The following is a 25,032-nucleotide window of genomic DNA, read 5'->3' as shown; positions in this document are numbered from 1 at the left end:
GGGCGGGTCGCGGCCGGCGGGCCGCGTGGTACGGTCGCTGGCCAGAAACGCGCCGACCAGCACGGCAGCGCCCGATCGGGCGCCGCGCCCACCCGGCCGCCGGCCCCGGGCCAGGGTGCACCGGCCCGGCAACGGGCTTACGGGGACGGCGGGTTCGGCGGGTTCGGCGGTCCCCGGCCGGTCGGGGCGGCCCGCGGATCGAGGAGGCTTCGCGTTGGAAACGGTCCCGCCGCCCGCACCCCGGGAACGCTCCGCACCCCGGGAACGTCACGCGCACCGGGCCGCGCGCCCCCGATGACCGCCGCGCGCGACGAGTTCGCCGACCTGCGCCACGTGATGGCGCTGTGCGGCGAGCTGTCCGGGCTGGCGGCCACCGACTGCGACCTGGAACAGGTCGTGACCCTGGTGGCCGGGCGCGTCGGCGTGTGGGCCGCGGTCGTCGACGACACGCTGTCGGTACTGGCGGCCGGCGGCGCGGGCCCGGCCGGTGCCGGCGGCGGGGACAGCGGCCCGGGCCCGGCCGGTGCCGGCGGCGCGGGCCCGGCGGGCGTGCTGGACAACGACCCCGACGCGGTGGCGCAACTCGTCGCCGCCGCCTCCCGGATGCGCCGAGCCCTGTCGCTGCCGGCCGCCGGCGCCTCGGCGGTGTCGCTCGTGGTCGCCCCCATCCTCGTCGGCGACGACGCCGTGGCCCATCTGGTGACGGCCGGCCACGACGCCGACGAGACCGGCGAGGACGCCCGGATCATGGTCACCGAGCACGCCGCCATGGTCTGCGCGGTCGTCCTCGGCCGCCGCCGCGTCGTGGCGATCGCCGCCGGGCGGGCCCGCCGCGAACTGTTCGACGGGCTGGTACTCGTCGGCGACCGCACCGGCAGCGCCGACGCCGAGGGGTGGGCGCGCCACCTGGGCATCGAACCGGGCCAGCGGCACCGGGTGCTGGTCGCCGCGGTGCGCCCGCCCGCCGGCGCTCCCGCGGCCCCGCTGCCCGCCGCGGCAGCGCCCACCGCCGCCACGGCCGCGATCGACCTGGTCGAGCACATGCTCGCCACCCGCTGCCCGGGTGCCACCGTCGTCAACCGTGACACCGAGGTGGTCGCGCTCGTCCCCGGCGACGACGACGCGGGCCTGGCCCGGCGCCTGACCGCGCTGGCCGCGCTGTGCCGCGACGCGGTCGCGGCGCGCTTCCCCGGGGTGCGGCTGGTCGCGGGCCTGGGTGACCCGCACACCGGCGCGGGCCGGATCAGCACGTCGTACACTGAGGCGCGCCGCGCGGTGGACATCGGCAGCGTGATGCCGGGGCTGTCCGGCGTGACGGTGTTCGCCGAACTCGGCGTGCACCGCCTGCTGGCGCAGGTGCGCGACCCCGGCGAGCTGGGCGGCTTCGCCCGTGACGTGCTGGGGGACCTCATCGACCACGACCGGGACAACGGCACCGACTACTGCGCCACGCTCACCGCCTACTTCCGGCAGAACGGCAGCCTGCGCCGCGCGGCCGACCTGCTGCACACCCACCCGAACACCGTGGTCTACCGCATCCACCGGGCCGAGAAGATCAGCCGGCTCGACCTCGGCTCGTACCCGGACCGGCTGGCGGCCCAGGTGGCCCTGGAGATCGTCAACGCACTGGGAGGTGACGTGTGAGGGACATGCCGGCCGCGCGCGGCGGCCCCCTGCTGGGCGCGTACGTCGTACCGGAGGCGGGCGACCGGGAGTCCGCCGCGGACGCCGCCGCGGCCGTACGCGCCGCGGGCGCCGACCTCATCGTGACCGCGACCTCGGGGCCCGAGCGCTCCCGGTACACCAGCACCAACCAGTCGATCGACCTGGCGGCGGCCTGCCAGAAGCACACCGGCGGACCGGCGCTGGCCACGGTGACCACTTGGAGCCGGACGGTGACGGCGCTCCAGGCGCACCTGCTGGGCGGGCACGCCCGCGGTGTCACCCGCCTGGTGTGCGGCAACGGCAGCCCGCCGGCCAGCGGCGACCGGGCGCAGGCCGACGGGCGCTGGGCGGTCGACGCCGTCGGCCTGATCGAGCTGCTGCGCGGCCTCAACGAAGGCGTCGACCGCTACGGCCTGCGGCTGGCCGCGCCCACGCACTTCGACATCGGGGTGCGGCTGCGCGCGGTGCCCGCGCTGACCGCCGCGGACCGCGCCCGGATCGGCGCCCGGATCTCCGCGGGCGCGCACTTCGTGGTGACCAGCCCGGTCTACTCCCGGGCCGCGCTGGACACGCTGCTGGACCAGGTCGGCGGGGCGGTGCCGGTGTTCGCCACCGTGCACCCGCTGCGGTCGCTGGCGGAGGCGGAGCAGCTGCGGCGCGAACTGCCGGACGGCTGCGTGCCCGCCGAACTGGTCGAGCGGATGGCGCGGGCGGGCGATGCGGCCGCCGAGGAGGGCGGCCGCATCGCCGTGGAACTCGCCGCGCGCTGCGCGGAGGTGGCCGACGGGATCATCCTGTCCCGCGCCGACCGGCCCGAGTTCGTCGCCGGGGTGCGGGCCGTGCTGCCCCGCCCGGTCGCCGGGTAGCGCCGGGCGTGCCGCGCCGGGACCGCTCAGGGGGCCGCGTTTCGCCGGTGGCGGTGCGGCGGCCGGCGTGGATGACGGGTGCCGGTCGGGGAGCCGTGGGCATCGCCCCGGAAGGCGACGCCGCCGCGTGCCGGTGGGTTGCCGTCCGGCACGCGGCCGACCTGAAGTTCGACAAGCGCAAGGCCCAGGCCGAAGCCCGGCAGATAGAAAAGGACTCCGTCCTGCGCCAGCTCAACCGGGGCGACGGCACCGCGGCCAAGGAACCCACAAGCCAGGAGCGCTTCAAGGCCGAACGCACCGGCCGGACCGAGACCCCGCGCGAGACGCTCCGCGAAGCCGTCCGCCAAGCTGCCCCCGGCGGTCGGCTGGAGATCGTCGCTCAGGAGACCGGTGAGGCGGCTGATCGGACGCCCGAAGAGGCCGTCGCACGGGAGGTGCTGGCGTGACGTACGGTGCGGTAGCTCGGGGCACTTCGGTGGCACCCGTCGCCAGCCACGAGCACAAGCAGGTCGGCCTGTTCACCGCGGACGACGTCGCGGGGCTCGACATGCCGGCGGGCTACAAGGCGTCCATCCGGGCCTGGTACGAACGGCGGTAGGCCGTGAACGCCGCCGTCGCCGGCCGTCGGTCGCCTGCTCGGAAGCCCGACGTGGGCGGTTCTCCCGAAGGTTCGAAGCACTGCGGGCATCGGCGCTCGCACCCCACGGGACGCCGCAGTTCCTGGAAGCGCTACAGCGAAAGCGCCGAGCGCCTGGTCGTCGTTCATCGATCGGGTCCGCTCAGGCGCTGCCGACTTCGGTACCGCGTAGCCGTAGGAAGGGGCGGGCTACAGGACTCGTGTTGCCCGCCCCTTCGTGCCTGCGCGTCTTGACGTGCGGTGTACAGCTCGGCGCCACGGCTGGCTGGTGCATGTGGCCACCTCCGCCTCGGTCAAGACGGAGGCGGGGGTGGATGGCGACGTGGGGTTCGTGTACGTCGGCCAGCGCGGTGAGGAGGAGGGCGGCGCCGATCGCGCCGGGATCGGGGGTGCCCAGGACCCGGTGGCCGAGGTAGCCGGAGCGGCCGCGGCCGCCGGTCATCTCGGCGGTGGAGCGGGCCCCGGTGATGGTGGTTTCGTCGTCGTCCTGGGCGGCAGCCAGGCAGCGTGCGGCGGGTACGAGACGCCGCCGCGATCCGCAGCGTCGGCATGGCCGCTCCTGGCGACCGCACCCTCATCGACGGGTGTGGGCGCGGGTTGCCGGCGGCCCCGTATGGACGTGCTCGTTGTGGGAGGTGGCGTGGGACCGGCGCGGGTGGCTCTTGCTGCGTGAGTGGGCGGGTAATTCGGTGGCGGGGGCGGTGGGGGAGGGGCTACGGTGCGGGGGTTGGTAGAGAGCGGCGCCTGTCGGGGTGGCCGCGTCGGTCGTGTGTGTGATCAGGGAGGTGTGACCCGATGGCTGTTTCTGTGGCGGGTGTTGCCCGTATTCGGCTGATCGTGCAGTTCGCCTCTGTGGTCTCCGGCTGACTTCTTCCTGCTTGTGCGGCGCGCCTGTTGGGGGCGCGTAGGCCGGGGCCCTGTTCGAAGGGTTTCCGTTGTCTTTTTCTTTTCGTGACGCTTCCTCGCATGCCCTCGTGCCCTATGGGTGGGACGACGTGTGGGAGGCGGAGTTCGTGCCGTATGCCGAGCGCGGGTTGGTGCCCGGGCGGGTGGTGCGGGTGGACCGCGGGCTGTGTGACGTCTTCACGCCCGACGGGGTGGTGCGGGCCGACACCGAGTTCGTGGTGCCCAGGGACCCGATGCGCGTGGTGTGCACGGGGGACTGGGGGGCCGTGGACCCCGCGGGCCACGACCCGCGCTTCGTACGGGAGTTGCTGCCGCGGCGCTCCCGTTTCGTACGGTCGACGTCGTCCAAGCGGTCCGAGGGCCAGGTGCTGGCCGCGAACGTGGACCACGTGGCGGTGTGCGTCTCACTCGCCCTGGAGTTGGACCTGGGCCGGCTGGAGCGGTTCGTCTCCCTGGCCTGGGAGAGCGGGGCGCAGCCGCTCGTGGTGCTCACCAAGGCCGACCTGGTGCCCGACACCACCCACCTGCTCGCGGACGCCGAGGCCGCGGCCCCGGGGGTACGGGTGGTGGTGGCCAGCGCCGAGAGCGGCGAAGGGCTCGACGAGCTGCGCGAGGTGCTGTTCGCGGCCAGTACGGTGCTGCTCGGCCAGTCCGGCGCCGGCAAGTCGACGCTGACCAACGCGCTGGCCGGGGTGTCCGTCCAGGAGGTGCAGGCCACCAGGGACGCCGACGGCAAGGGCCGCCACACCACGACCACCCGGGACATGGTGCCGCTGCCGGGCGGCGGGGTGCTCATCGACACCCCGGGGCTGCGCGGTGTCGGCCTGTGGGACGCCGGGACCGGGCTCGGCCAGGTCTTCGCCGAGATCGAGCAGCTGGCCGAGGGGTGCCGCTTCCCGGACTGCTCGCACCGCACCGAGCCGGGCTGCGCGGTGCTCGCCGCGCTCGAGGACGGCACGCTGCCGGAGCGCCGCCTCGACAGCTACCGCAAGCTGCTGCGGGAGAACGCCTGGATCGCCTCCCGCACCGACCAGCGGCTGCGCGCCGAACTGCGCCGCGAGTGGAAGCAGCGGTCGGTCGCCGGCCGGGAGATGTACGTGCGCAAGCGGGGCGGAGGCGGCGGTCACCGCCACGGCGAGGTCCACTGACCCCCGCACCGCCCGCGCCGTCACCTCATCCGGCGCCGCCGCCCTTCCCGTGGCGGCGCCGGACAGCCAGCGGACTGCCCTCGCTCCAGAAGGACCCGATGACCAGGGCGATGGCGAGCCCCACGATCACGATGCCCGAAATCACGCTGTAGGCCATGCCACGGCCTCCTCACATCCGCGCGGCCTTCACCGCATCGTCACGTTCGCTACCCGATCGTGATGTTCCCGTTGTGAGGAGGTCTCAACCCCGTTCCCAACAAGCCGTCCGAACGGCCCCGTTGGCTCGCTCGTGGGAATACGACAGTCCGTCAGTAGGACAAAAGGCGTACGGCGGCAGGCCCGTCAGGCCGACGCCCGCACCACCAACTGCGTCCGCGTCACGATCGACGACAGCGCCAGGCCGCCCGCCTGCGCCGACCCGCCGGCGGAACCCCCCGACACCGGCCCCGCCCCCGGCCCCGCCCCCGCCTCGATCCGCCGCAGCAGCAACCGCGCCATCATCCGGCCCATCTCCTCGATGTCCTGCCGGATCGTGGTCAGCGGCGGGTCGGTCCAGTCCGCGACCGACACGATGTCGTCGAAGCCGACCACCGCCACGTCCTCCGGCACCCGCACCCCCCGGTTCCGCAGCATCCGCAGCGCGCCCGAGGCCATCACGTCGGACGCCGCGAACACCCCGTCCAGGTCCGGGAAGTCGTCCAGCAGCCGCGCCATCGCCCGGGCGCCGCCGTCCGGTGTGAAGTCGCCCTCCACGATCAGCCGCGGGTCCACACCGGGCAGCGCGTCGCGGAAGCCGTCCAGCCGGTCCACCGAGGAGGTCTGGTCCAGCGGCCCGGCGATGTGGCCGATCCGCCGGCGGCCCAGGTCCAGCAGATGGCGTACCGCCTCGCGCGCGCCGCCGCGGTTGTCGCAGTCGACGTAGAGCGTGTCGCTGTCGGACCAGTCCGGGCGGCCGCCGATCACGGTCGGCACCCCGGCCCGGCGGGCCAGCGCGGGCAGCGTGTCGTCGTCGTGCAGCGAGAAGATCAGCGCGCCGTCGACGTGGCCGCCGCCCAGATAGCGGCCCACCCGCTCGTGGTCGGCGGCGCCCTCGGTGAGCAGCAGCACCAACTGGTTGTCGTGCGCGGTGAGTTCCTTGCTGATGCCGCGCACCTGCTGGGCGAAGAACGGATCGGCGAAGAAACGGGTCTCCGGCTCGGCCACGACCACCGCGATCGCGTCGTTGCGCCGGGTGACCAGCGCGCGGGCGGCCTGGTTGGGGACGTAGCCCAGCTCCTCGACGGCTCGGCGCACCCGCTCGGCCAGCGGCGCGCGCACCCCCTCGCTGCCGTTGACCACGCGGGAAGCGGTTGCCCTGGACACCCCGGCCCGTGCGGCCACGGCCTCCAGGGTGGGGCGGTGCGCGAAGCTCGGGTCGGACAACGGAGGGCTCCTTCGCGCACGGATAACGAAAACTTCGGGACCGGTTCGGTACCGACAGCGTATCGGGTCGCCGGCGCCGTATGAGAGCGCTCTCTTCGTCCGTACCCAGGTCGGCCCCGGGCCGGGGGCACCGGACCCCGGGCGGACCCCGGGCGGGGGCCCTGCGACGGAGCCCGTTCGACGGAGCCCGTTCGACGGAGCCCCTTACGGTCGCGCGGCGGATGCCCCGGCGCGCGTACGGCGGGAGGATGGCCGTATGACGACCAGGACCGCACGGACCGAACTGAACGAGGCCGAGCTGGAGTACCTGCGGGGGCAGTTCCTCGCCCGGCTGGCCACGGTGGACGCGCAGGGACGCCCGCAGACGAACCCGGTGGGCTTCTTCCTGCGGGCGGACGGCGCCGTGGACATCGGCGGATTCGCGATGGGCACCACCCGCAAGTGGCGCAATGTCGCGGTCAACCCGAACGTCTCGCTCGTCGTGGACGACATGTCCCGGCCGGGCGACCCGCGCACCGCCCGCGGGGTCGAGATCCGCGGCACCGCCGAGCAGGTCGAGGGCCCGCACGGGTACGGCGAGCACATGAGCCCCGAGCTGATCCGCATCCACCCGCGCAAGATCATCAGCTGGGGCGTCGAGGGCCCCGCGGTCTGAGCCGTACGGCAGGGGGCGCGGGGGCGGGGGCCGCGGGTCAGGGCTCGGAGAGCCGGCGACGGGAGCCCGGGGGAGCCGAGGGCGCGCTACCCCGCGACCACCGCGCCCACCCACGCACCCGTCACGATCAGGCACGCCATCAGCTCGACCAGCACCGACCCGCCGACCGTCCGCATCACCCGGCGGGTCGCGCTCCACGCGGCGCGGTGGCCGCCGATCCGGGCCCGCTCGTGGACGTAGACGGCCCCGGTGAAGCCCAGCGGCGCGCCCAGCACGGGGACCAGGAAGAACCCCGCGGTGGCCACCCCGCTCGCGATCATCACCGTGCGCCAGGTGACGCCCGAGTCGCGGATACGGCGGGACGGCATCAGCCACAGCACCACCTGCGCCACCGCCAGCAGCCCGGTCGCACCGGCGAGAACGCCCCAGGTCAGCGTGGTGTGCTCCGAGGTGGCCCACCACAGCACCGCGGCCCAGCACAGCAGCGTCCCGGGTACGCCGGGGGCCGACACGCCCACGACGCCGAGCAGCATCACCGCGCCGATCAGGCACACCTGTGCGGTCCCCATGAGAGCCAGCCTGCCCGAATCCGGGCGCGTCCGCCGCATGGCGACGCGCCGGAGGCGGTGGTGTTACCGGATCGCGTCCCCCGGGCGGATGCGTCACCGGCCGGGCGGGTGGCGCGCTCTCGGCGTCGTACGGACAGGGGAGCGGCGTCGTACGGCGCGGGCGCGGCCCCGTACGGCGCGGGAGCCGACCGGCGGCCGGAGAACCGTTACGCCCGGCCGACGGCCGCGGGGGCGCGGCTACGCGGGGTCGCGGGCGATCCAGCCGCGCTCGTACGCGTGCCAGCCGAGCTGGAGGCGGGTGCGCACCCCGGCGATCTCCATCAGCCGCTTCACCCGCCGCTGGACCGTGCGCAGCCCGAGTTCGAGCTGCTTGGCGGTGGAGGCGTCGGTCAGGCCGGCCAGCAGCAGCGACAGGATGCGCAGGTCGGTGCGGTCGGGCTGCTCCCCGCCGTCCTCGGTGACCTGGCCGCCGGGCTCCAGGCGCAGCGGCATGGCCTGCCGCCAGACCCCCTCGAACAGCTCGGTGAGCGCCTCCAGCAGGCCGCTGGCGTGCACCACCAGCGCGGCCGGCTCCGAGCGGTGGCCCAGCGGCACCATCGCCAGCGTCCGGTCGGCCAGCATGAGCTTGGTCGGCACCCGCGGCGCCACCCGCACCTGCTCGTCGCGGTCCAGGGCCGCGGCCAGCTCGGCGAGCCCGTGCTGCCCGGTGACCGCGTCCCGCTCCAGGACGACGCGGTACGCCACCCCGCGGCGCGCGGCGTCGGCCTCCGCGTCGTTGTCGGCGCCGTCGACCGCGACGGGCCGGCCGGTGACCAGCGCGCACACCTCCGACTCGGCGCCGAGCTGGAGTTGGCGGAAGCGCCGCGCCACCGCCTCCTTGCCGGTGACCACTTCGACCAGGTCGTGCACGGCCGGTTCGGCCGCCTCGGCGCGGAACTCGGCGGCGAGCACGGCCGCCGCCGACTCCGCCTGCTCCAGGGCGTGCCGGCGGCTGGCCAGCAGCGCGGACAGCGCGACCGCGGGCGGCGCGACCACCCAGCGGCCGGGCCGGGCGGAGGACCGGGCGACCAGGCCGTGCCCCTCCAGCCGGCGCAGCAGCCGCGCCGCCTCCTGCTCCGTGACGGACAACCGGTCGGCCAGCTGGCCGAGTTCGGCGGCGCCGAGCGCGACCAGGGCGCGGTAGGCCGACTCCTGTGCCTCGTCGAGGCCGATGGCACCGAGCAACGAAGGCCCCCCTCGGGATGGGCGGCTTCGCGATACCGGTACGCGACACCGGCGTTGACGACGGCATGGCGGGAACGAGCCGCGGCGGTTTCCCGCCGCCCCTATTTTCGCCTCCACCGGGCGCCTTCTGCCACTGTGATCCACATCGCAGCGGATGTCATACCCGGGGGGCATGTGCGAGCGGTGGTACGCCGGGACGGCCCTGACGGAGGGGGCCGGGCCGACCCGGCGTTTCGCGTTTCCCGGTCCGCCCGGCGGTGGACAATAGGCGCATGAGCCAGCAGGGCGACGCACGCGGCAGCCAAGAGGACGACTGGTGGCGGCAGTTGTACGACGAGGGGGCCGCCGCCGGGGCATCGGGCGCCGGGAACGACTCCCTCGACGCGCACTTCGACTCGGCGCTGAACGCGATGACGCCACCTCCGCCGCCCCCGACCGAGACGCTGCGGCTGCGGCGCCCGACGCCGCCGCCCCCGCCGTCGTCCTGGCCGCGGCCGAACCGTCCGGTGGTCCCGCCGCCGATGCCGCCGGCGCCGCGCCAGGAGGCGCCCGCGGTGCCGCCGGCCCCGCCGTGGGACCCGTGGGCGGCCGCGCCGACTTTCGCGGAGCCCCCGCAGGCGCCCCCGCAGGCGCCGCAGCCGGCGCCCGAGCCGACACCCGACCCCGAGTCGGCTCCGGAAGAGGTGGAGGAACGGGCGTCGGCCGCACCGGAGTTGCCGCCGCGGCCGGGTTTCGCGCCGGACCCGCGCGCGGCTGCGGCGTACGCACCCGAGCCCGCCTACGAGGCCGAGCCCGCGCCGGGGCCCGCACCCGGGCCCGTACCCGAACCGGCGGCTGAGCCCGCCCCCGAACCGCCGCACGCACCCGACCCCCGGGCCTCCGACGCGTACGCCCCGCCGCCCGCCACGCCGTGGGACGCCTGGGTCACCCCGCGCCGCGCGGCGGCGCCGCCTCCCGCTCCGTCCGCGCCCACCGCGCCGCCCCCGGCCGAGGACTGGTCGTCCCAGCAGCCCCCGGCGCCCGAACCGACCCCCGAACCGACCCCGGAACCGGAGCCGCCCGCCGCGCCGCCGCCGTACGTGGACCTGGTCGACGACCCGGCCGCAGGCACCTCAACTCCGTTGCGGGACGAGTCCGTTGACGCCCGCCCGGCCGAGGCGCCCGCGTCGCCGTCGCCGTACGCGGATCTCGTGCCGGACCCGGCGGCGCACCGCCCCGAGCCGCAGGAGCCGGGGCAGCCGGAGGGGCAGGCGCAGCCGGAGGAGGCGTCAACGCACGTACCCGGCGCGCCGGTTGACGCGCCTCCTGCCCCGGTTGACGCCCGCCCGGCCGAGGCGCCCGCTTTGCCGTCGCCGTACGCGGACCTCGTGCCGGACCCGGCCGCGCACCGCCCCCAGCTGCAGGAGCCGCAGCTGCCCGAGGGGCAGGCGCAGCCGGCGGAGGAGCCGCCGCCCGTACCCGAAACGCCCGGACCAGCCGCCGAACCCGCCCCCGTCGCGCCGCCGACACCCGCCCCGGAAGCGCCCGTTGCCGGCGCCGCAGGCGACACCGCGTTCGGGGAAGGCGAGGTCCGGTGGGCGCCGGAGCTGCCGCCGGGGTGGGTGCCCGCGGCCGCGCCCGTGCAGGTGGTGGACGCGGCCACCGAGGTGGGCGTGGTCGGTGGCGGCCCGCCGACGTACGGTGCCGAGCCGACCGCGTGGCCCGAGGCGGACCCGGACGGGCTGGACGCGCTGGTGCCCGACACCGTGCTGGACGGCGCGGCGTACGGCGTGCTGACGCTGCGGAGCGCCGCGGTGCGCGGCGACTCCGCCCGCTACCGGGGCGAGCCGCGCCGCGACGCGCTGCTGACCGCGCGGTTCGGCACGGGCGACGGGGCGCTGCTGCTGGTGGCGATGGCGAGCGGCGCGCGCGGCGCCGATGACGCGCACCGGGCCGCGCAGGACGCGGTGCGGTGGATCGCGGGCGCGGTCGGCCGCAGCCGGGCCCGGCTGGCCGACGACATCCGCGCCGCGCGCCGCGGCTCGCTGAAGTCCGGCCTGCACCGGCTGACCGACCGCTGCTACGGCCGGCTGCGCGCCCGCGGCGAGGACCTGGGCCTGGACGAGGGCGCGTACACCGCGTCGGTGCGCTGCCTGCTGCTGCCGGTCGACCCCGAGTGCCGTATCCGGCTGTTCTTCGGGGTGGGCGAGGGCGGCCTGTTCCGTATCCGCGAGGGTGCCTGGCAGGACCTGGACCGTGCGCCGGACGAGGCGTCGGCGCCGTTCCGGTTCCGGGCCGCTGTCGCCCAGCCGGGTGACGCGCTGGTGATGTGCAGCGCCGGGCTGGCCGAGCCGCTGCGCGGCGAACCCGGGCTCGCCGACCACCTCGCCGGACGCTGGGGCCAGGGCCGCCCGCCGGGCCTGGCGGCCTATCTCGCCGACGCCCAGACCCGGGTCAAGGGCTATGCCGACGACCGTACGGTGGTGACCGTCTGGGATGCGTGATCGCCCCATCCGTGGGGTGATGGGGGCATGGCGAAGCAGACGGTGGCCGAGCAGTTCGTCGACATCCTCGCGCGGGCGGGGGTGCGGCGGCTGTACGGGGTGGTAGGCGACAGCCTCAACCCCGTGGTGGACGCGGTGCGCCGCAACCGCGCCGTGGAGTGGGTGCATGTGCGGCACGAGGAGACCGCGGCCTTCGCGGCGGGCGCGGAGGCCCAGCTCACCGGGCGGCTGGCGGCCTGCGCGGGCTCCTGCGGCCCGGGCAACCTGCACCTGATCAACGGCCTGTACGACGCGCACCGCTCGATGGCGCCGGTGCTGGCGCTCGCCTCGCACATCCCGAGCAGCGAGATCGGCACCACCTACTTCCAGGAGACGCACCCCGACCGGATCTTCCAGGAGTGCAGCCACTACAGCGAGCTGGTCTCCAACGCCGCCCAGATGCCGCGGGTGCTCCAGACCGCCATCCAGCACGCGGTGGGCCAGGGCGGGGTGTCGGTGATCAGCCTGCCCGGCGACATCGCGGCCCACCAGGCGCCGCAGCGCACCGAGGAGCACGCGCTGGTCACCCGCCGCCCCGCGATCCGCCCGGGGGACGCCGAGATCGACGCGCTGGCCCGGCTGGTGGACGGCGCCCGGCGGGTCACCCTCTTCTGCGGCAGCGGCACCGCGGGCGCCCACGACGAGGTGATGGCGCTCGCGCAGAAGATCAAGTCCCCGGTGGGGCACGCGCTGCGCGGCAAGGAGTGGATTCAGTACGACAACCCCTTCGACGTCGGTATGAGCGGACTGCTCGGCTACGGCGCCGCGTACGACGCCATGCACGAGTGCGACCTGCTGATCCTGCTGGGCACCGACTTCCCGTACAACGCGTTCCTGCCCGACGACGTGACCCTCGTGCAGGTCGATGTGCGGCCCGAACACCTGGGGCGGCGCTCGAAGCTGGACCTGGCGGTGTGGGGCGACGCGGGGGAGACGCTGCGCTGCCTGCTGCCGAAGGTGCGGGAGAAGACCGACCGGGCCTTCCTGGACCGGATGTTGAAGAAGCACAGCGACGCGCTGGAGGGCGCCGTCAAGGCGTACACCCGCAAGGTGGACCGGCACGTGCCGATCCACCCGGAGTACGTCGCCTCGGTGCTGGACGAAGTGGCCGCCGACGACGCGGTGTTCACCGTGGACACCGGGATGTGCAACGTGTGGGCGGCGCGCTACCTGACGCCCAACGGCAGGCGGCGGGTGATCGGTTCGTTCTCCCACGGGTCGATGGCCAACGCGCTGCCGCAGGCGATCGGCGCGCAGTTCCTGGACCGCGGGCGGCAGGTCGTCTCGATGTCGGGCGACGGCGGGTTCAGCATGCTGATGGGCGACTTCCTCACCCTGGTGCAGCACGACCTGCCGGTGAAGGTGGTGCTCTTCGACAACTCCTCGCTCGGCATGGTGGAGCTGGAGATGATGGTCGAGGGCCTGCCCGCGTACGGCACCGCCAACCGCAACCCGGACTTCGCCGCGATCGCCCAGGCCGCGGGCGCCTTCGGGGTGCGGGTGGAGCGGCCGAAGGACCTGCGCGGCGCCCTGAAGGACGCCTTCCGGCACAAGGGTCCGGCGCTGGTCGACGTGGTGACCGACCCGCACGCGCTGTCCATCCCGCCGAAGATCACCGGTGAGCAGATCGGCGGGTTCGCGCTGTCGATGGGCCGGACCGTGCTGGACGGCGGCGTCGGCAAGATGGTCCAGCTCGCCCGGGCGAACCTGCGCAACGTGCCGCGCCCGTAACCGACTTCGCGCCCCTGGCCGCCGCGCGCCGCTCCTGCGCCGGGTGTCGGCTGATCGGGTGGTCCGGTCCGCCGGAGGTCCGGTCGCACGGGGGTGGACGGGCCGCGCGCAGGCATCGGATGAGTGGACGCATCCCTGGGGGGAATGCCTATCGACAGGGGAACGAAGACCGGGCCGAACGGGGGAAGCAGGACGAACATCACGGGGTACCGGTTGCGGCGCGCGGTACGGCGGGCTGATCTGCCCGCGGTCGCCGAGACCCGCAGGGTCCTTCGGGACAACCTGCGGAAGTGGGGCGCCGCCGCACTGGTGGACACGACGGAACTACTGGCCAGCGAACTCCTCACCAACGCACTCCAGCACACCTGCGGGGGCGCCGTGCTGACCGCGACGCTCACGCCGCAGGAGACCCCGGCCGGCGCTCCCGGGCAGCGGCTGCGGATCGAGGTCCGCGACACCGTCGCCCGCCTGCCGCGCCCGCGGCACTGGGACGCCGAACGGCCCGACGACCAGGGCACTTCGGGGCGCGGCCTGCTGCTGGTCGAGGCGCTCGCCGACGACTGGGGAGTGCGGCCGTGCGCGGCGGGCGGGAAGGAGGTCTGGTTCGAACTGCGGTCAGAGGCAGCGTAGTTGCTGCCGCCACCGGCGCAGGGCGGCCACGGATCGTACGGCGCGCCGCACGCCCGGGGGCGCGTACACGAACGGCGTGGCCGCGGGCGGACCGCTGTCCGCCCGGCAGCCACGCCGCCGCATGTCGCACGTTGCACCCGGACCAGCCGGACCGTACAACTCGACCGGCCCGGACCGCTGCCGGGATCAGCCGAACTGCCGCTCCAGGTCCTGGAGTTTGCGCTCCAACGAGTCCAACCGCGGCAGGGTCAGCGTGTCGTCCTCGGCGATCAGGTCGATCGGCGCCGGACCCGACCCCGTCGCCGACGGCTCGGCGGAGGACGAAGCGGGCTGCTCCGCTGCCGAGTTGGCGGGAGCCGCCGTGTTTTCGCGCACCGGCTGGAGTGCCGGGCGCGCCCGCACCGGCAGTTCGCCGGACGGCAGCTCCATCGAGGGGCCTATGGCAGGCTCCGAAGCGGCCTGGCCGGTACCCGCCGCGCCTGTCGCGGGCAACTCGACCTGGCGGCCGCCCCGGCCACCGCGCGGCCACGGCCGCCCCTGTCGGGTGAGCGCCTTGATCTTCGCGCGCTCCATCCGGTCGTGCTCGCGGCGCCGTATCTCCGTCTGCTCGCGCTGCCGCTTGTCCTCGCGGACCTCCTCGACCGCCTCGTCCAGCGAGCGCACGCCCTCCAGCAGCATCAGCGACCAGGCACCGTAGGTCTCGCGCGGGGCGCGCAGCCACCGCACCATCCGGATCTGCGGCAACGGCCGCGGCACCAGGCCCTGTTCGCGCAGCGCCGCCCGGCGGGTCTGCTTCAGCGCGCGGTCGAAGAGCACCGCGGCCGACAGCGACATCCCGGCGAAGAACTGCGGTGCGCCGGCGTGCTCCACCCCGCGCGGGGCGTGCACCCAGTTGAACCAGGCCGCGGCGCCGGCGAACATCCACACCAGCAGGCGCGAGCCGAGCGCCGCGTCGCCGTGGCTGGCCTCGCGGACCGCCAGCACCGAGCAGAACATCGCCGCGCCGTCGAGCCCGAACGGCACCAGGTACTCCCAGCCGTTGGTCAGGCCGAGGTTCTGCCGCCCGAAGCCGACCAGGCCGTGGAAGGACAGCGCGGCGGCCACCGCGGCGCAGCAGAACAGCAACACGTACGAGGCGCTGCCGTACACCGCTTCCTTGCGGCGGCGGCGCTCCTCGCTGCGCTCCCAGGAGTCGCCCTGGGCGGCGCTGTCACCGGACGTGCGGCGGTTGCGGAAGACGAAGACGCAAGCCGCGAGGACGACCAGGCCGATACCGGCCGAGATCATCCAGTCCAGCGATATGTCCGTGATTCTCATATGCGATTCCTCGTGTCGCTTCCGTCGCGCTCGGGCCGTTGGGGCTGCTTACGACCGACATCATCGTGCAGAGTCCGGATGGGTGCAGACCTTACGGCACAAGAGCACGCGTACGGGTCCCCGGGTACTCGAACTCACGTGCCAGAACGGCTTAGTTGAGCGTGATCGTAGCGCGGAAGGTCAGACCGCGGACGCGCGGCGGTCGAGACGGGCGCCGGTCTGCCGCCGCGGACAGGTGGTGCAGGTGTCCGCGGGGCTGATGGTGTAGTAAAGGCAGCAGGTGAGGCGGGTGCGCGAGGCGGTCGAACATCCGCCGACGACTGACGGGACGTCAGTTTCCGTGGCCGGACGGAAGCTCGCGCCGCCGGCGAACGGGCGGGTGTCGCCCGGCAGCAGCGCGGCCAGTTCGGCCACCGCGCGCTCCTCCTGGTCGAACAGCCGCCCGACGTACCACAGCCCTTCGGTGATCTCGTCGGTGACCATGCCCCACAGGGCGTGTCGGCCGCGCCGCAGCAGCGGCCCGAAGCCCGCGAGCACCGGCTCGACGTGTTCGGCGACCGCCGCCCGCAGCTCGTCGCGCAGCGCGGCGGCGTGCGGCGCGGGGCGCGCGCCGGGCAGCGCCGCGACCGGGTCGTCCGGCAGGCAGCTGAACGACCGGGTCCGTACGGTGATCCGGCCCGAGGCGGGGTGGAAGGCCACGTCGTCGACCGGCAGGCGCGGCACCCGGCCGTGCAGGAACCACGGCACCGTGAAGAGCAGGCAGGCCGGCCACAGGTAGCGGTGCAGCGCGAGGGTCGCCGCGACGTCGGGGCGCGGCGGGCGCGGCCGGTGGTGGGCCGACTCCGCTGTGGTCCTCGTCACGAAAGCGTCGAGTGCGGCGCCGCCGTCGGCGAGGTCGCGCGCGCCGATCCAGCCCGCGCCGGTGGGCGGCGGGGCGGCGGTGATCCGCAGTTGCGGGAAGACCGCGGACAGCCGGGCGTAGGAAGCGCTCGTCGCAAGCATGGTAAGGCTTACCTTAACCACCCCCGGAAGGGTTTACGCTAGCGGCCGTACGCCGGACGGGTGAGTGCGCCGGCGCACACGGCAGCTGGACCGTAACGGTGCAGGTCAGAGGGTTTCCGCAGGGCAGTGGTCGGACGTCTCCGGCCGGGTTCAGGTGTTTTTCCGGGGCGGTGCCGCCGTGGGGACCCGCGGGGGAGGAAGGAGCGGGACACGGTGGAGCACGCCGCGCCGATGGTGCCGCCCGCCCGCGGTCCCGAGCGGCTGTCCGTACGGGACCAGGTGCTCGACGGGCTGCGCGCCGCGATCGTCTCCGGGCACCTCGCACCGGGCTCCGTGCACTCCGCGCCGGCGCTCGCCGAGCGGTACGGCGTCTCCGCGACCCCCGTCCGCGAGGCGATGCAGGCGCTGTCCCGCGAGGGCGCCGTCGAGGTGCTGCCCAACCGCGGGTTCCGCGTCGCGGAGTACACCGCGCGCGACCTCGCCGAGCTGGCGCAGGTGCGGGCGCTGCTCGACGTCCCCGTGGTGCTCGGGCTGGCCCGCACGGTTCCGCCCGCCCGCTGGGAGCAGCTGCGGCCGCTGGCGGACGAGGCGGCGGCGCGGGCGGCGTGCGGCGACGTCGGGGCGTACGCGGAGGCGGACCGCGCCTTCCACCGCGCGGTGCTGGGGCTGGCCGGCAACCGGCACCTGGTCGCCGTGGCGGACGAGCTGCACTGCCGTACGCAGTGGCCCGCGGCCGCGGTCTGGCGCGAGGGGAGCGCGCTCGCCGTACGGGAGCGGCTGGCCGCCGACGCCGCGGAGCACGGTGCGCTGCTCGACGCGGTCGCCTCCGGCGGGGCGGAGCGGGTGGAGGACGCGGTGCGGCGGCACTTCGGGCCGGGGGCATAGGGCTTCCGGCGGAGGCGTGGCCGCGGGGCCCGACCGGTCCGTGGTGCGGGGGAACCGGCCAGGTGGCCGGAAGCGGGGCGGGAGGTATTCGGCCGTTCAGCCGGGGCCCGGCCGGGGCTGCCCGCGAGTACCGCGCCGGCCGCCGGCGGAGGAGCGGGTCGTATACGTCCGGATACGAAGCCCGCGGCGGAATCTGTCCCTCCGCTGTTCCGCGGCGCTTGCCCCAACGCTCGGCAAAGTCGTGCCCATAGCCTCGGCGGAGTGTGAACACTGCGCCGCCTAGGGCCCGTTCATGCAGGCCAGTCGCATGATGACCGAAAGTTGCTTACTGCATACACCTATCGTCTGGTGGCCGTTGACGGGCGGCCCACGGCGGATCGACCATCCGTTTAGGTGCTCAATACACATGAATCTGTGTTGCGGGCGCGTTGCGTGTGCCGAGTGGACGGAGAAGCGCATGTGCGGCATCACCGGATGGATTGCCTACCAGCGGGACCTGGCCGGGGAACGGCGGACGGTCGACGCGATGACCGAGACGATGTCCTGCCGGGGCCCGGACGACCGGGGCACCTGGATCAGCGGCCCGGCGGCGCTGGGCCACCGCAGGCTCGCCATCATCGACCTGCCCGGCGGCCGCCAGCCGATGAGCGTCGAGACCCCCGGCGGCACCGTGGCCATGGTCTACTCCGGCGAGGCGTACAACTTCACCGAGCTGCGCGCCGAACTGGCCGGCCGTGGCCACCGGTTCACCACCGACTCCGACACCGAGGTGGTGCTGCACGGCTACCTGGAGTGGGGCGCGGCCGTCGCCGAGCGGCTCAACGGCATGTACGCGTTCGCCATCTGGGACGACCGCGAGCAGAAGCTCGTGATGATCCGCGACCGGATGGGCATCAAGCCCTTCTACTACTACCCGACCGCCGACGGCGTGCTGTTCGGCTCCGAGCCCAAGGCGATCCTGGCCAACCCGCTCGCCGAGCGGACCGTCACCCTCGACGGGCTGCGCGAACTGCTCGTCATGGTCAAGACCCCCGGGCACGGCTTCTGGGACGGCATGCACGAGGTCGAACCCGGCACCGTGGTGACCGTCGACCGCTCCGGCATCCGCACAAACGCGTACTGGCGGCTGGAGACCCGCCCGCACACCGACGACCAGCAGGCCACGATCCGCCACGTCCGCACCCTGCTCGACGACATCGTGCGGCGCCAGCTCGTGGCCGACGTGCCGCGCTGCACGCTGCTGTCCGGCGGCCTGGACTCCTCCGCGATGACCGCGCTGGCCGCGCAGCAGCTCGGCCGCACCGGCGAGACCGTACGGAGCTTCGCGGTCGACTTCGTCGGGCAGGCCGAGAACTTCGTCGCCGACGAGCTGCGCGGCACCCCCGACACGCCGTTCGTCCATGACGTCGCCCGCACCTCCGGCACCGAGCACCAGGACATCGTGCTCGACTCCGACCAGCTCGCCGACCCCGAGGTGCGCTCGAAGGTGATCGCGGCCAGGGACCTGCCGGCGGGCTTCGGCGACCTGGACGCCTCGCTCTACCTGCTCTTCAAGGCGATCCGCGGGCACTCCACGGTGGCGCTGTCGGGGGAGTCGGCCGACGAGGTGTTCGGCGGCTACCTCCAGTTCTTCGACCCCGAGGCCCGCAAGGGCCGCACGTTCCCCTGGCTGGAGAACTTCGGCCGGCACTTCGGCGACGACGAGGCGATCCTCCGCGACGACCTCAAGCACAGCCTCGACCTCGCGTCCTACGTCGCCGACTCCTACGCGACCGCCTCCGGCGAGGTGCAACGGCTCGCCGGTGAGAGCGACTTCGAGTTCCGGATGCGCACGATCTCCTATCTCCACCTGACCCGCTTCGTGCGGATTCTGCTCGACCGCAAGGACCGCGCCAGCATGGCGGTCGGCCTCGAAGTGCGCGTGCCCTTCTGCGACCACCGCCTGGTCGAGTACGTCTACAACGCGCCCTGGGCGCTCAAGTCCTTCGACGGCCGGGAGAAGAGCCTGCTGCGCGAGGCGACCGCCGACGTGCTGCCGCGCTCGGTCTACGACCGCGTCAAGAGCCCCTACCCCTCCACGCAGGACCCGGCCTACGCCGTCGCCCTCCAGAAGCACGTCAAGGAGATCCTCGCGCAGCCCGGCCACCCCGTCTTCGAACTCGTCAGCCGCAGCGTCCTCGAAGAGGCGGTCCGCGTCGACAGCCCCCAGATCACCCAGGCGTCCCGCCGCGGCCTCGAACGCACCCTCGACCTGGCGCTGTGGCTCGACCTCTACCGGCCCACCCTCAAACTCACCTGATCTCCGCCTGAGTCGGCCCGCCGCACCGGCCGCCCGCGCCTGGTGCGGCGGGCCTCACACCAGCCAGGCGCCGTCGCGCATGACGGTGCGCCCGCGCAGTTCCGGCTCGCCGCGCCAGGCCCGTACGGTCACCGGCGCCACCCGCAGGTACACGTACGCACCCTCCTCCGCGCGCGGGTCCCACCCGAACTTCCCGGCGAACGCCTCGGCCGCGCCCGGGGGCACCTCCTCGGCCGGGAAGCACGCGGCCGTACCCGAGACCAGCACCACGTCGGCGGTGTCCGGGAGGGAGAGGCGGACCCGGGGCTCGGCCCGCAGGTTGCGTACGGTCGCGGAAGCGGCGCTCGTACACATCCACACCGCCTCCTCGTGCCACACGAACCACAACGGCACCTGGTGCGGGCCGTGTTCAGGGTGCGCCGTCGCCACCCACACCTCCCGCTCGCCCCGAAGCCGCCCCACCACCGCGCGCACCCGCTCCGCCGCCCCCCGCCGGCCAACTCCCTTGTCCGCCCTGCCGCCTTCGGGCGAGCCGCCCGCCCGGCGTTCATCGCCGGTGTCGTAGAAGCGGGTGAGGTACGCCTCTGCCGGCAGAGCGCTCTGCCGCATGAGGGAGAACACTTCGGCGCCGTTCTCCGGCACGTCGTACATTGCGAAGGATTCGGAGAATCCCGCGTAGCTGACACCGTCCAGGCCGTCGCAATACTCCGAGGAGTCGGCCTCGGCGAGCGCTATGGCCTCCTCCGAAGTGGACGCCCGCCAGATGGTGACGCGCTCCTCGAATGCGCCGAGATCTGCGTGGAAGTAGACGGATCGAACTCCGTACCAGCCCATTTTCCCCCTCGGTTCACGTGAAGCCGAGGCTATCGGTGCCGGTCGTGACGCACCCCGCGGGCGAACGCGGGCCCGCACGGGGGCTGTTGCGGGGCTGGGGCGGCTGGAAGGGTGGGGGCATGGAACGGACCGGGGATTCACCCGAGCGGGGGCGTGCCCTCCAGGAGGCCGGGTACCGGAAACTGCAACGGGCGTTCGCGGCGTGTGCGGAGCCGGTGTACCGGATACGGGACCCGTGGCTCGCCCCCTGCACGCTGGCCGAGGGCCATACGGTCGACGGCTCGCTGCAATCGCTCACCCTCGCCTACGGCTCCTGGGACACCGGGCAGCCGCACCTGCACATCACGACGTGGCGGGACCTGCCCGGGCAGGACTTCGAGCCCGACGCTGCCGCCGAGTTCCCCGACACACCGGGGGAGGAGATCACGGTCGGCATCGACGGCCACCCGGCGGAGGCGAGACTGCTGCGGTCGGCGGGCGGCGCCTGGCTGCTGCGGGCGGACCCCGGACGGGTTCACCTGCTGGCCTTCGGGCGTGGCCCGATGGGGGACCTGGCCTTCGAACGGCTCGTGGACATCGCGCCGGTGATCGACGCCCGCCGCAGTTTCCTGGCCTCCCGCCGCCGGGGTAGGTAGGAGCGCTCCTCAGCGGGCCGGGGGATTCCCGGCCCACACCGGGGGAGTCCGGCCCGTCCAGGGGCCGGCCTGTTCGAGTTGGCCGGCGAGGCGGAAGAGGCGGCCCTCTTGGCCGTAGCCGGCGGCGAACTGCATGCCGATCGGCAGCCCCGTGCCGGTGTCGGCCGTCACCGGCACGGACATGGCGGGCGTGCCCGCCGCGTTGAACGGCGTGGTGAACGGCGAGCGGTCGAAGATGCGGTCGATCCAGCCGAGGCCGTCCAGCGTCTCCGCGCTCTCGGCAAGGGCGCCGAGCGGTGCGGGAAGCTCCGGCAGGGTCGGGGTGAGCAGGATGTCGTGGGCGTCGAAGTACCGCGCCAGGCTCCGGGCGACCTGGTTTCGCATCGTGAGCGCGGTGACGAACTGTGCGCCGCTGACCTGCTGCCCGTAGCGGTAGCCGGCAAGGGTCACCGGTTCGAGGGTGGAGGAGTCGACGGGCCGGCCGAAGGCGGCGGCCAGACCGTCGACCGTGGCCGCGAGGTTCGCCGTGTGCAGACGGGCGTTGGCCAGGACGTACTCCTCCCAGGCGGCCCCGAGGCCGACCTCGACCTCCTCGACCTGGTGGCCGAGCGATTCCAGCAGCCGTACCGTGCGGGAGAGGGCGTCGGCCACCGGTGCGGTGGTGCGGCGCCTGCCCCACGCCTGGGCGAGGACGCCGATCCGCAACGAGCCCGGAGGGCGGGTGACTTCCTCGGCGTACGGCCGGGACGGCTGCGGCGCGAAGTAGGGATCGCCCGGTTCCGGGCCGCGGATCGCGTCGAGCAGAGCCGCGCTGTCGCGTACGGTGCGGCTGACGCTGCCGTGCACGGCCAGTCCGCTGAACAGCTCGTCGAAGTCGGGGCCCATGGAGACGCGGCCACGGCTGGGCTTCAACCCGAACAGGCCGTTGTGGGCGGCGGGCACCCGCAGCGAGCCGGCGGCGTCGGTGCCGTGCGCGATCGGGACCACCCCGGCGGCGACGGCCGCCGCCGCGCCCCCGCTGGACCCGCCCGCGCTCCGCTCCAGGCTCCACGGGTTGCGGGTCGCGCCGTACAGCACGGACTCCGTCGTGATGCTGTAGGCCAGCTCCGGTGTCGCGGTACGCCCGAACGTCACGAGGCCGGCGCGCCGCAGGCGCCGCATCACGGCGGAGTCGGCGCGGGCGACGTTGCCGGCCGCGAGGCGGCTGCCGAGCTCCGTGCGCCGCCCGGCCATGGTGACCCCGATGTCCTTGATCAGGAACGGGACCCCCGCCAGCGGGGCGCCGCCGGGCTCGGGCTCGGGCTCGTCGTCGGTCGGCCAGGTCTCCACGATGGCGTTGATCCGCGGGTTGACCGCCTGTGCGGCCTCGCGTGCGGCGGCCTCCAGTTCGGCGCGGGTCACCTCGCCTTCGGCCACCAGCTCCGCCAGCCCGACCGCGTCGAAGTCCACGTACTCGGTCACTTTCACTGCCACTCCCACCAGGAAGAACGATACTGCTGAGTCTCTGACGATACCGTACGGTATCAAATGGCACGGGCTGGTACCGTAGGAGCGGCGGGACAGGGGCCCCGCGGCACCGACCGGACGTCACGGAGCAGTCATGGCATCGACCACCAGCAGACCGGGCAGGGTGGCGAAGCTGCCTCCTCGCGAGCGCATCCTCGACGCGGCGGAGGAACTGTTCCAGCGCGAGGGAATCCGGCGGGTGGGCGTCCAGGCGATCGCCGAGAAGGCCGAGACCACCAAGATGGCGATCTACCGGCACTTCGAGACCAAGGACGCGCTGGTCGCGGAGTGGATGCGGATCGTCGCCGCGGACTACCAGGCGGCCTTCGACCGGGTCGAGACGGAACACCCCGGCCGGCCCGGGGAGCAGATCCTGGGGCTGGCCCGCTTCATCGCCGAGGGGCTGCCCGGCATCTCGCACCGGGGCTGCCCGTTCATCAACTCCCTCGCCGAACTGCCCGACCGCTCCCATCCCGCACGCCAGGTGATCGAGAAGCACAAGGCCGACCAGATGCGCAGGCTGGTCGGCATGTGCGCCGAGGCGGGGCTGCCCGACCCCGAGCAGGCCGCGGCCGAGATCACCTTCGTCCTCGAAGGCGCGCAGGTCAGCACGCAGAACGGCAGCGTCGACCAGGTGGGGGACCGCCTGATGCGGATCGTCGAGGGGATCGTGGACCGGCACCGGGCCCCCGCCGGCGCGTCCGGGCCGGTCACCGGCTGACGGTCGGCGCGGCCGAGGACACCGCCGGTTCGCCGGCTTGTCGGCCCAGCCGGTTTATCCACTCAGCCGGTTCACCGGCCCGGTTCCGTGTACATCGCCTGGGTGCCCACGACCGTCAGCAGCGCGAGCTTCTCCGCGGTGTCGGTCCCGGCGCGCGGGGCGAACCAGAGCAGCCGCTGCCGGCCGTCCTCGCTGAAGAGGCTGAGGCAGTGCAGGTCGAGCATGCCGACGGTGGGGTGGACGATCCGTTTCCGCTCGTCCCTGCGCACCTCCACGTCCTGCTCGGCCCACATCGCCTCGAACTCCGGTGACAGCTGCCGCAGTTCGGCCAGCAGCCTGGCCGCCTCGGCGTCCCCGGGGCTGCGCCGTCCGACCGCCGCGCGCAGGTCCGCGACGAACGAGCGCGACTGCGCGGCGAGGTCCTCGGGCGGGTAGACCTGCCGCGCGGCCGGGTCGGCGAACCACCGGTGGATGAAGCTGCCCGCACGGCCGGGGCGGGTGGACAGGTCGCCGAGCATCGCCACGCACAGCGGGTTCTGCACCAGCACGGCGTGCAGGTCGGTGCAGACCATCGCCGGGGTCCGGTCGATGCGCGTCAGCAGGTCGAGCAGCGCGGGGTGGACGTGCGACGCCGTGCCGCCCTGGTCCGGGAGCGGGCGGTTCGCCAGCCGGTACAGGTGGTCGCGTTCGTCGTGGCTCAGGCGCAGGGCGCGGGCGAGGGCGGCGAGCATCTGGTCGGAGGGCTGCGAGCCGGCGCCGCGTTCGAGCTCGGTGTAGTACTCCACCGAGGCGCCCGCCAGCACGGCCACCTCGCCGCGCCGCAGACCGGGAACGCGGCGCCGCGGCCCGGGCACGAGCCCGACGTCCTCGGGGCGGATGCGCTCGCGCCGCGAACGCAGGAAGTCCCCGAGCTCGGCGTACCTCGTGGTCGACATGGTCCCAGCCTCCCCGAGCGGCGCCCTCCGTGCCAGGGGATGCCGTCCCCACCTTCCGGAGCAACTGTCGCGGGCCCGCGCCGCCCCGCAGAGTGGAGGCCATGAACACCTCACCCCACGACACGCGTACCGGCTCCGGCGCCTCGCCGGCCACCGGGAAGACGGTCCTGATCACCGGCGGCACCAGCGGGATCGGCGCCGCGACCGCCCGCCTCCTGCTCGGGCGCGGCCACCAGGTCGCCGTCACCGGGCGCGACCCCGGCCGGCTCGAGTCCTTCCTCGACGAGGTCGGCCACGCCGACCGCGTCCTGGGCCTGGTGGCCGAGGCCGCCGACTGGGACGCCACGAACGCGGCGGTCGCCGCCACGGTGGACCGCTTCGGGGCACTCGACGCGGCGGTCGCGAACGCGGGCTACGCGTCCGCGGACCACTTCCGCGCGGACAGCGACAGCGTCTTCGACGACGGCGACCCGGAGCTGTGGGCGCCGATGGTGCTCGCCAATGTGCTCGGCCCGGCACTGCTGGCCAAGGCGGCCCTGCCCCACCTCGAACGGTCCCACGGCCGGGTGGTGCTCCTGGGCAGCGTGGTGGGCGTCAAGAACAGCCCGGGCAATCTCTACTCCGCCACGAAGTGGGCCGTGGTCGGCCTCGCCGAGAACCTCCGCCTGCACGTCACGACCCGCGGCATCGGTGTCACGCTCGTCAACCCCGGCCTGATCGACACCGCGTTCTGGGAGGGCGGGGCGCCGCCCGTCGCGATGGGCCCGGAGGCGGTGGCCGAGGCGATCGGCTTCGCGCTCGACCAGCCGGCGGGCGTCGACCTCAACACGGTCACGATCCGCCCCGTCGGCCAGACCATCTGACGGTCCGCGGACCATCCGACGGGCCGGGGAGCATCCGACGGACCGCGCCTGACGGGTGCG

The 25,032-nt window shown here is 74.4% G+C and carries 23 protein-coding genes and 1 pseudogene; 14 read left to right on the top strand and 10 right to left on the bottom strand.

What is annotated here, in order from left to right; all coding sequences use genetic code 11:
- Window positions 1–294 precede the first annotated feature (294 nt).
- From WA788_RS21560 to WA788_RS21545, 4 genes and pseudogenes are all read left to right on the top strand, one after another.
- Window positions 295–1,644 carry a PucR family transcriptional regulator gene (locus WA788_RS21560; protein ID WP_335979766.1) on the top strand — a complete coding sequence of 450 codons (1,350 nt, stop codon included), beginning with the start codon at window positions 295–297 and terminating at the stop codon, window positions 1,642–1,644.
- Between the two features lie 5 nt (window positions 1,645–1,649).
- On the top strand, window positions 1,650–2,531 hold the full coding sequence (locus WA788_RS21555) for a methylenetetrahydrofolate reductase (RefSeq protein ID WP_335979864.1): 882 nt from the start codon (window positions 1,650–1,652) through the stop codon (window positions 2,529–2,531).
- A gap of 92 nt (window positions 2,532–2,623) precedes the next feature.
- Window positions 2,624–2,890, top strand: a pseudogene (locus WA788_RS21550) (mobilization protein); the annotation flags it as partial.
- An 83-nt stretch (window positions 2,891–2,973) separates the two neighbouring features.
- Window positions 2,974–3,129, top strand: a complete 156-nt coding sequence (locus tag WA788_RS21545; RefSeq protein ID WP_335979764.1) for a hypothetical protein — start codon at window positions 2,974–2,976, stop codon at window positions 3,127–3,129.
- Between the two features lie 181 nt (window positions 3,130–3,310).
- Here WA788_RS21545 and WA788_RS21540 read toward each other — a convergent pair whose 3' ends face one another.
- Window positions 3,311–3,637, bottom strand: a complete 327-nt coding sequence (locus tag WA788_RS21540) for a DAK2 domain-containing protein (protein ID WP_335979862.1) — start codon at window positions 3,635–3,637, stop codon at window positions 3,311–3,313.
- A 505-nt stretch (window positions 3,638–4,142) separates the two neighbouring features.
- Between WA788_RS21540 and rsgA the strand changes: the two genes are divergently transcribed.
- Window positions 4,143–5,222: a ribosome small subunit-dependent GTPase A gene (gene rsgA, locus WA788_RS21535; RefSeq protein WP_335979762.1), complete on the top strand. Its 1,080-nt coding sequence runs from the start codon at window positions 4,143–4,145 to the stop codon at window positions 5,220–5,222.
- 25 nt (window positions 5,223–5,247) lie between these two features.
- Here rsgA and WA788_RS21530 read toward each other — a convergent pair whose 3' ends face one another.
- Both WA788_RS21530 and WA788_RS21525 read right to left on the bottom strand, forming a co-directional pair.
- Window positions 5,248–5,379 (bottom strand): hypothetical protein, encoded by a 132-nt coding sequence (locus WA788_RS21530; RefSeq protein ID WP_335979760.1) that lies wholly within the window; start codon window positions 5,377–5,379, stop codon window positions 5,248–5,250.
- Between the two features lie 185 nt (window positions 5,380–5,564).
- Window positions 5,565–6,644: a LacI family DNA-binding transcriptional regulator gene (locus WA788_RS21525; RefSeq protein ID WP_335979758.1), complete on the bottom strand. Its 1,080-nt coding sequence runs from the start codon at window positions 6,642–6,644 to the stop codon at window positions 5,565–5,567.
- A 256-nt stretch (window positions 6,645–6,900) separates the two neighbouring features.
- On the opposite strand from WA788_RS21525, the gene WA788_RS21520 reads away from it, so the two are divergent.
- Window positions 6,901–7,299: a PPOX class F420-dependent oxidoreductase gene (locus WA788_RS21520; RefSeq protein WP_335979757.1), complete on the top strand. Its 399-nt coding sequence runs from the start codon at window positions 6,901–6,903 to the stop codon at window positions 7,297–7,299.
- 86 nt (window positions 7,300–7,385) lie between these two features.
- Here the strand turns inward: WA788_RS21520 and WA788_RS21515 are convergent, their stop codons facing one another.
- Together WA788_RS21515 and WA788_RS21510 are read right to left on the bottom strand one after the other, a co-directional pair.
- Window positions 7,386–7,868, bottom strand: coding sequence for a DUF456 domain-containing protein (locus WA788_RS21515; protein ID WP_335979755.1), 483 nt, complete (start codon window positions 7,866–7,868; stop codon window positions 7,386–7,388).
- Window positions 7,869–8,105: 237 nt separating this feature from the next.
- Entirely contained in the window at window positions 8,106–9,092 is a 987-nt protein-coding gene (locus tag WA788_RS21510) for a helix-turn-helix domain-containing protein (protein ID WP_335979754.1), read from the bottom strand.
- A 272-nt stretch (window positions 9,093–9,364) separates the two neighbouring features.
- On the opposite strand from WA788_RS21510, the gene WA788_RS21505 reads away from it, so the two are divergent.
- The 3 genes from WA788_RS21505 to WA788_RS21495 all read left to right on the top strand — a co-directional run bounded on the left by WA788_RS21505 (window position 9,365) and on the right by WA788_RS21495 (window position 13,975).
- Window positions 9,365–11,575, top strand: a complete 2,211-nt coding sequence (locus tag WA788_RS21505; protein ID WP_335979751.1) for a protein phosphatase 2C domain-containing protein — start codon at window positions 9,365–9,367, stop codon at window positions 11,573–11,575.
- A gap of 27 nt (window positions 11,576–11,602) precedes the next feature.
- Window positions 11,603–13,345 (top strand): pyruvate dehydrogenase, encoded by a 1,743-nt coding sequence (locus WA788_RS21500; protein ID WP_335979749.1) that lies wholly within the window; start codon window positions 11,603–11,605, stop codon window positions 13,343–13,345.
- 144 nt (window positions 13,346–13,489) lie between these two features.
- Window positions 13,490–13,975, top strand: a complete 486-nt coding sequence (locus WA788_RS21495) for an ATP-binding protein (protein WP_335979747.1) — start codon at window positions 13,490–13,492, stop codon at window positions 13,973–13,975.
- Between the two features lie 186 nt (window positions 13,976–14,161).
- Here WA788_RS21495 and WA788_RS21490 read toward each other — a convergent pair whose 3' ends face one another.
- A complete protein-coding gene (locus WA788_RS21490; protein ID WP_335979745.1) occupies window positions 14,162–15,292 on the bottom strand; it encodes a DUF2637 domain-containing protein in 1,131 nt (376 codons plus the stop codon).
- A 180-nt stretch (window positions 15,293–15,472) separates the two neighbouring features.
- A complete protein-coding gene (locus WA788_RS21485) occupies window positions 15,473–16,294 on the bottom strand; it encodes a (2Fe-2S)-binding protein (protein ID WP_335979743.1) in 822 nt (273 codons plus the stop codon).
- A gap of 213 nt (window positions 16,295–16,507) precedes the next feature.
- Between WA788_RS21485 and WA788_RS21480 the strand changes: the two genes are divergently transcribed.
- Together WA788_RS21480 and asnB are read left to right on the top strand one after the other, a co-directional pair.
- Window positions 16,508–17,179, top strand: a complete 672-nt coding sequence (locus WA788_RS21480; protein ID WP_443034075.1) for a GntR family transcriptional regulator — start codon at window positions 16,508–16,510, stop codon at window positions 17,177–17,179.
- A 457-nt stretch (window positions 17,180–17,636) separates the two neighbouring features.
- Window positions 17,637–19,478: an asparagine synthase (glutamine-hydrolyzing) gene (asnB, locus tag WA788_RS21475; protein WP_335979742.1), complete on the top strand. Its 1,842-nt coding sequence runs from the start codon at window positions 17,637–17,639 to the stop codon at window positions 19,476–19,478.
- A 54-nt stretch (window positions 19,479–19,532) separates the two neighbouring features.
- Here asnB and WA788_RS21470 read toward each other — a convergent pair whose 3' ends face one another.
- Complete coding sequence (locus tag WA788_RS21470; RefSeq protein WP_335979857.1) at window positions 19,533–19,952, bottom strand: pyridoxamine 5'-phosphate oxidase family protein; 420 nt, start codon at window positions 19,950–19,952, stop codon at window positions 19,533–19,535.
- Between the two features lie 479 nt (window positions 19,953–20,431).
- Between WA788_RS21470 and WA788_RS21465 the strand changes: the two genes are divergently transcribed.
- Entirely contained in the window at window positions 20,432–20,947 is a 516-nt protein-coding gene (locus WA788_RS21465) for a hypothetical protein (protein ID WP_335979741.1), read from the top strand.
- A gap of 9 nt (window positions 20,948–20,956) precedes the next feature.
- Here the strand turns inward: WA788_RS21465 and WA788_RS21460 are convergent, their stop codons facing one another.
- Window positions 20,957–22,414 (bottom strand): amidase, encoded by a 1,458-nt coding sequence (locus WA788_RS21460; RefSeq protein ID WP_335979738.1) that lies wholly within the window; start codon window positions 22,412–22,414, stop codon window positions 20,957–20,959.
- A 133-nt stretch (window positions 22,415–22,547) separates the two neighbouring features.
- On the opposite strand from WA788_RS21460, the gene WA788_RS21455 reads away from it, so the two are divergent.
- Window positions 22,548–23,174 carry a TetR/AcrR family transcriptional regulator gene (locus WA788_RS21455; RefSeq protein ID WP_335979736.1) on the top strand — a complete coding sequence of 209 codons (627 nt, stop codon included), beginning with the start codon at window positions 22,548–22,550 and terminating at the stop codon, window positions 23,172–23,174.
- Window positions 23,175–23,245: 71 nt separating this feature from the next.
- Here WA788_RS21455 and WA788_RS21450 read toward each other — a convergent pair whose 3' ends face one another.
- Window positions 23,246–24,109: an MmyB family transcriptional regulator gene (locus WA788_RS21450; protein ID WP_335979734.1), complete on the bottom strand. Its 864-nt coding sequence runs from the start codon at window positions 24,107–24,109 to the stop codon at window positions 23,246–23,248.
- Window positions 24,110–24,210: 101 nt separating this feature from the next.
- Here WA788_RS21450 and WA788_RS21445 point away from each other — a divergent pair, with 101 nt between their 5' ends.
- Complete coding sequence (locus WA788_RS21445; RefSeq protein WP_335979732.1) at window positions 24,211–24,972, top strand: SDR family oxidoreductase; 762 nt, start codon at window positions 24,211–24,213, stop codon at window positions 24,970–24,972.
- Window positions 24,973–25,032: the final 60 nt, after the last annotated feature.

Source organism: Streptomyces sp. CA2R106 (assembly GCF_037034245.1).
Classification (GTDB): Bacteria; Actinomycetota; Actinomycetes; order Streptomycetales; family Streptomycetaceae; genus Actinacidiphila.
Note: the sequence above shows the minus strand (reverse complement) of the source record. Positions and strands in the feature narration are given on the sequence as shown.

Coding starts and splice junctions, on each gene's coding strand:
- asnB (WP_335979742.1), top strand. CDS start 17,637: ATGTGCGGCATCACCGGATGGATTGCCTACCAGCGGGACCTGGCCGGG.
- WA788_RS21495 (WP_335979747.1), top strand. CDS start 13,490: ATGCCTATCGACAGGGGAACGAAGACCGGGCCGAACGGGGGAAGCAGG.
- WA788_RS21530 (WP_335979760.1), bottom strand. CDS start 5,379: ATGGCCTACAGCGTGATTTCGGGCATCGTGATCGTGGGGCTCGCCATC.
- WA788_RS21505 (WP_335979751.1), top strand. CDS start 9,365: ATGAGCCAGCAGGGCGACGCACGCGGCAGCCAAGAGGACGACTGGTGG.
- WA788_RS21455 (WP_335979736.1), top strand. CDS start 22,548: ATGGCATCGACCACCAGCAGACCGGGCAGGGTGGCGAAGCTGCCTCCT.
- WA788_RS21500 (WP_335979749.1), top strand. CDS start 11,603: ATGGCGAAGCAGACGGTGGCCGAGCAGTTCGTCGACATCCTCGCGCGG.
- WA788_RS21485 (WP_335979743.1), bottom strand. CDS start 16,294: ATGCTTGCGACGAGCGCTTCCTACGCCCGGCTGTCCGCGGTCTTCCCG.
- WA788_RS21515 (WP_335979755.1), bottom strand. CDS start 7,868: ATGGGGACCGCACAGGTGTGCCTGATCGGCGCGGTGATGCTGCTCGGC.
- WA788_RS21465 (WP_335979741.1), top strand. CDS start 20,432: ATGGAACGGACCGGGGATTCACCCGAGCGGGGGCGTGCCCTCCAGGAG.
- WA788_RS21450 (WP_335979734.1), bottom strand. CDS start 24,109: ATGTCGACCACGAGGTACGCCGAGCTCGGGGACTTCCTGCGTTCGCGG.
- WA788_RS21445 (WP_335979732.1), top strand. CDS start 24,211: ATGAACACCTCACCCCACGACACGCGTACCGGCTCCGGCGCCTCGCCG.
- WA788_RS21490 (WP_335979745.1), bottom strand. CDS start 15,292: ATGAGAATCACGGACATATCGCTGGACTGGATGATCTCGGCCGGTATC.
- WA788_RS21560 (WP_335979766.1), top strand. CDS start 295: ATGACCGCCGCGCGCGACGAGTTCGCCGACCTGCGCCACGTGATGGCG.
- WA788_RS21555 (WP_335979864.1), top strand. CDS start 1,650: ATGCCGGCCGCGCGCGGCGGCCCCCTGCTGGGCGCGTACGTCGTACCG.
- WA788_RS21520 (WP_335979757.1), top strand. CDS start 6,901: ATGACGACCAGGACCGCACGGACCGAACTGAACGAGGCCGAGCTGGAG.